The 6,004-nt window shown below is 50.2% G+C and carries 2 protein-coding genes and 1 pseudogene; all 3 read right to left on the bottom strand.

From position 1 onward, the window contains the following. The coding region (locus tag BLR08_RS30435; protein WP_143014507.1) for an extracellular solute-binding protein at positions 1–1,001 on the bottom strand (1,001 nt) is incomplete at its 3' end. Between the two features lie 241 nt (positions 1,002–1,242). Continuing rightward, the gene (locus tag BLR08_RS30430; RefSeq protein ID WP_072338320.1) at positions 1,243–5,346 is read right to left on the bottom strand and encodes a carbohydrate binding domain-containing protein; all 4,104 of its coding nucleotides are present in this window, start codon (positions 5,344–5,346) and stop codon (positions 1,243–1,245) included. A 113-nt stretch (positions 5,347–5,459) separates the two neighbouring features. Then, positions 5,460–6,004 (bottom strand): annotated as a pseudogene (locus tag BLR08_RS31390) (hypothetical protein); the annotation flags it as partial.

Genomic DNA, 6,004 nt, shown 5'->3' with positions numbered 1-6,004 from the left:
ACCGGATTGGCTTTCGGCTCATTCTTCAGCATATTCCGGATATGTTTTTCCATCGCGCTGCCGCCCCAGCTGCCGGCGAAGATGCCCGCTTTGCCCGTCGTCCACAGTTGGATAGCCCGCTGAAAGTTTTTGTCCGTCAAATATTCCTTGTCAACTAGCCCAGCTTCATACATTTGCTTCTCCAGATCCATCGCATCTCCGAACCGGTCAAGCGTTGCCCCGTATTTCATTCTGCCGTCCTCGAGGTACCACTGATTGCTGATCGCCGCGTTCATCGCCGCATAGCTGTCAAAAACCGTGCTGCCTACCAGCGCCGTTGTATCGTCCAGATTGTTACCGTCCGGATCCTGCTCCTTGAACGCCTTTGCCACATCGATCAGTTCGTCCATCGTTATTGGCGTCTTGAGGCCCAGCTTATCCAACCAATCTTGCCGGATCCACAGACCATGATTGGCGATGCCATCTGTCGTCCGAGCGGTCGCGACCGCATACATTTGGCCGTCGAAGGTCAGGTAAGGCAACAACTCGGGATGCTCCTGCAAATATTTTTTGTAGGATGTGCTGTACTGCTCGATATAAGCGTCGATCGGCTGCAGCGCGCCTTGAGTAATCAGCTTGCCGATATAAGCCCGATCGTACTCCCAGATCAGATCCGGCGCCTGATTCGAAGCGATGAGCACATTCAGCTTGTCTTGAGCCTGGTTACGGGGAACGGGCACCATCGTAACGTCAATCCCGGATTGCTCCCGGATCCATTTCACCCATCGATTGTTTTCATAAGTCCCCTCATCGCTGGATACGGCCCCCCGGTCGAACACGGAGATGCTGACCGCTTTCGGCAGATCGGCATACGGATCCGCAGTCGCCGTTGCAGACGGTTTAACCCCAGTCGATGTTGAGGGTTCAAACGCCCCCGAATTCGAACAGCCAGTCAACCCCGTCCCCACAAACAGGCATGCAGCGGCGGCAAAGGCAGTTATATGCCTATGTCTTGTTTTCATCGTAGCTCGACCTCCTGAATCATAATATAACATGGCTGCCCCGGATGAGACTGCGATAAAGAATTCTTCAGCGCATATATGCCGAACTCCCTCTAACGTAACATGCCGCAAAGGATATCCGAAATCTCTACTTTTTGCGGAAGTGTCTATTTTTTGAGGAGATGCTCCTGATGGCAAGTCATAAGGACTCCTCCCGCATTAACATTGCGGAAGAAGTCCCTGTATTTAGGAACCCTAGCGATTAATGAAGGACTGTCACTGTTGTTGTCTCACTTGATGTGGTCCCGGCACTGTTTGACAATTCACAGCGATATTCATACGTGCCTGCCAGTCTGTCACGGATTGCTGTTACGGCGAATTGCGCTTGCGGCGTCTGTTCGGACAGCGATTGAGTATCGATCAACACACCGTTTTCGTACAGTTGATAAGTTGTCCCGTTCGTTCCCCACCACATATTCATGCTCAGGTTGAAGTTCCCGTCTCCATCCCAATTATTATCCGACAACATCGGTTTTCCTGGCGATGCATCATTGACTTGAACAACCCACTCGTCGCTTCCTGTCGTACCGGATTCGTTAGTAAGCTTTGCAACATAACGATAAATGCCGTTCGATCTACCGGTTAACGATGTAACCGCCGTCTGGGCGTGCGGAGAGTTTTCGGACAATAACTGACTATCGATCAGGACATCATTTTCATACAATTGGTACAACGAACCGTTATTTCCCCACCACATATGCATAGTGATCTCATAATTGCCGTCCAATAATCCTGTATCATGCCCGTTGTTGTCGGATATAATCGGCTTCTGTGGAGCAGTTTCACTTGTCATCTCCACATCAAGCGGAACCAGCAGCAAATCCCCGAAAGCACTGCGGTCTTTACTCAAGCCAATACCGCCCATATACTCCATCCAGCCGCGTCTGCCTGAACCGTCGTTATCGTTGATGAGCATGGCAAATCCCAAATCCGTGCCAGAGACTGCCGTCACGCCAACCGGCAATAATGCGTCCCATGGAATCGCCATTTCGTAGGTGGTCGTGTTGCTGTTGTCGTCCCGTATAACCGAAGCTTGAACGTTGCTCAGGCTTGAAACGCCCGAGGCGGCAGTCCATCTCCAGACAACGACATTGGAAGTGTTCGAATTCAAAGCAATGCCGATTTCATTATATCCAAGATCGGCTGCCCCCGACTTTCTGCCGGGATCGACAGTAAACTGGATGCTGTCCCCTCTCCAAATATCGCCGTTCGTACCAGCCTGAACATGAACATCATCTTTTATCGCAACCGCATAATAGAAATAATCGTTATCCCATTGGATATAACCCGAACCGCTGAGATCGTTGACTCCCCCCCAGTCCGTCATCTGCACCTGCGAGGTTTGATCGATGAGGATGGGCATCGCATCGGACCATTCGCCCTGCGACAGCACTCCGTCGATGACAGGTGCATCAGCAGTTTGCTGTGCAGCGAGGAAACTGATTTTCCGCTCAACAACAGCGCTGACTCCACCATCCAATGTGGTTTGAATTTGCAAATTATACAGCTTTGGCTCAGGCTCTCCCGGAAAAGCGTACGTAATGGTTGCCGTTTGATTGGCCGCGGCGGTAAACATTTTTTTCTCGCTCGCCTGATCCCATGGCGAAGAACCTGATAATTGAATCTCCCCGGATATTCCCGTATTCATATTGTTGTCAATGCTAATGCTGACGTGCCATTGCTTTCCTTCCAGCGTTTCCTGCAATTGAGGATTGACCCGGACATGATAAGGATCCTTGACCTCTATATGATGAGCGAAGTTTCCTTCTACGTACGTCGGAACTTCCGAGATCGGCAAAATGATGCTGCCATTGCTGTCTGCGGTTATATCACTGCCATTGCCAAACAAATCATACGATACCGCAGCGGGAGTACCGAGGGTTAACGAGAGATTTTTGGCATCGCCTTTACTCCATAACACAAGCACGTCTTTTTGGTCCGAGTTGCGATAGAATCGGTAAGCCTGGACCTGATCGCCAGCGGCATAGGCTTGCACAAACTCCGCTCCTGCAAGCATGTTGGTAAGCGCGCGATAAGCCACATAGTTCTCTTTTGCAGACCAGGTCGTACCTTCATGCTCTCCTCTGACCAGACCGAAATGGCCCTCAAGACTAGTCGGCGGTTTGGGGTCATTCTTAAAATCATACCAGAAAACCTTATCTGCAAGGCCGCTGCCCAGTGCCAGAGTATACGTCTTCACGACATTGGCTCCCGACGTTAGCTCGTTTACGCCTCTAGTCAAACTTTCACTGGTCGGCCAGCCTATTTCGGTCACCCAAATCGGCTTGGCAGGGCCATAGGTTTGGAATAGATTTTTTATCGATTGCAGACTGGCTACGAATCCTCCATCATCCGGGTTGATCGGATAGGTATAGGGATGAACGGATACGGCATCCATATCATCATAGCCGCCTGCCGCCAATACTCTGCTGATCCAGCCTGCATCCGCCCCCGACGTGACACCGCCTATAACTACCGCATCGGGATTAACCGCCTTGATGGCGGCATATGCCGCTTTGAGCACCTTGGCATACGCCTCCGGCGAAAGACGATCCGGGTTGCCTCCTCCGATATTCCATTCATTCCATATTTCAAAGTGGTCTACCCTGCCCAGGAAGTGTTCAGCCAGTTCGCCCGCATAACGGGCATAAGCTGCAATTCCTTCATCGGTATGGGGCGCCTTGCCATCATCGTAAAACGGATTTCCATAATCGACAATAAACAAAGGACTGATGCCCTTGGACAATGCAGTATCTACAAACATATCCCAAGCAGGGGGAATGCTGATCTGCCCCTTCACCGTTTCAGCAACTATCCATCTTGCGTCATCCCTGATCCATTGGATTCCTGTCTGTGCGATCTGGGTAAGATAGGTGTCGACATAATTGGCATCGGTTTTATTAAGCAGATGAATCGCAGTGCCGAATATACTGTCCGGCGTACTTTCGCCCGGTACCGGCGCCCTGCTGAACGGGAAGCTCGCCTGCTCATTCATATTGCCATTGTCGCCTGTTACCGTTATCTCTAATGTATATACGCCGTAACGATCGATAGCCGAGAAGTCCAGTTCTTGAACCGCTACCCCTCGCATGTCGACATCCGTATCAAAGCTTCCGGTTAGGATCAAGTTATTTTCGGAATCTTTTACACCATAATCCACTTGAACTTGCTTGTTCCGGTTTGTGGCATTTTTCAGCATCAGACTTAAGATCGTTGGTTCATTGGCCGAAAAAATATTTCCCGTTGGTCCATTGACACCAATAACAAAGTCCTTTGGCTTGAATACGATGTCGTCAAACCAAACATCACCGCCCGAATTGCCGTCCAGTCTGACATACAAGCGAATATAGGCTGCCCCGACCGCAAATCGGCTGAGCTCTGTCGTATACTCCGTCCAATCCTGACTGCCTCCGGTCTCAATCAGCTTCATCGTATTGTGCCAGCCCAGTGAATTCATATTGGCATCAATCACTAAAGCGTTTACACTTACGGCATCGGAAACCGATATGCCGGATGTTTTGATCCAGCTCGACAACGTATACACTTCGTTCGATTGTATAGGAATCAATACGCTTCCCCAATACTGTGTCGTCGTGGCCGCCGTCATCCTCACGCTCTGGTTGCCATTTCGTTTCACAGATGTATCCAAATTCCCCCCTACTCTGGGCGACCATAACCCGGACTCAAAGCCGCCATTAACCAGCATATTGTCGGATATCTTCAATCCAATGTCGTCAAACCATACGGAACCGCTCACATTGCCATCCAACCTGACATATATGCGAATATAGGACGTCCCGGGTGCAAATTGGCTCAGCTCCGTTTTATATTCCGTCCAATCCTGACTGCCTCCGGTCCCAATCAGCTTCATCGTGTTGTACCAACCTATTGTGTTCATATTAGCATCAACCATTAAAGCGTTTACACTTACTGCATTAGAAACAGAAATACCGGATGACTTGATCCAGGCTGACAGCTCATAGATGCTGTTCGATTCTACAGGTATCAAAGCGCTTCCAAGATACTGTGTCGTCGCAGCGGCAGTCATGCTCGCGCTTTGATTGCCGCTATGTTTAACCGTCGTATCCAGGCTTGCTCCCGCTCTGGTTGACCATAAACCTGTCTCAAAACCTCCGTTGGCAATAAGGTTGTCGTTGGAATCGATTGATTCAGTCCCATTCAACGCAGTCGCTTGCGCAGTCCCGGCAAGGCTGGCAGGAATCACAGTCTGGAATAACAATAATATGACCATAAACATGGCTAAACGAACCATTCTTGCTTTTTCATTCCGCTTACTCGTCGACATCATATATGCTCCTCTCGCTTATCGTTATTGAGGGAGAGACAGATCCTCTGCCTATCTTGAAATCGTTTCATGATAGTCGAGGTCTGTCCCGCTTGACCATCCCTATTGCTTATTTAGAAGTTGGCTTTGTTCGCCTCGTACCATTCCTGCGCCTTGGCTTCTACCGCCTCTCCGCCGAGGCGCTTCCATTCCTTGCGAATTTCCTCCAGTCCCCATGCCGCCGTATATTGGCTGCCCTGCATCGTCACTTTCGCGCGAACCTCTTCGATAAACGGTTTCAGCGCCGTCTGAATATCGTTCAGCTCTGTAAAACTTGGTTGATACGGGATATCCCGTCGGAACCGGTTTTTGGCCGCCGTCTCCAATCCCTGCCGGCTCAATGCCGCCAGCTTCTGGGAGATCTCGTCAGGCGCCGCCTTCACGAGCAGATCCTCGGGTGAAAACTTCGCATCCCGAACAACGGCATATTCGCCCGCATACGATACTTCCTTCTTATACTTCTCTGCATCCAGCATTTGAGCCACTCCGTTGACATCCTTGTAATGAACGCCTTCTTCCCCGTTCACCAACGCTTTCCAGCCCTTTTCCACCATCCAGTCCAAATATTCCACGGCGGCCTTCGGATTTTTCATTTTCTTATTGAAGGCTACGAAAATAT

This window comes from Paenibacillus sp. cl123 (genome assembly GCF_900101595.1).
Classification (GTDB): Bacteria; Bacillota; Bacilli; order Paenibacillales; family NBRC-103111; genus Paenibacillus_G.
This window is presented reverse-complemented; position numbering and strand designations above follow the sequence as displayed.

Excerpts from the sequence above, each read along its gene's own strand:
- BLR08_RS30430 (WP_072338320.1), bottom strand. The coding sequence starts at position 5,346 with ATGTCGACGAGTAAGCGGAATGAAAAAGCAAGAATGGTTCGTTTAGCC.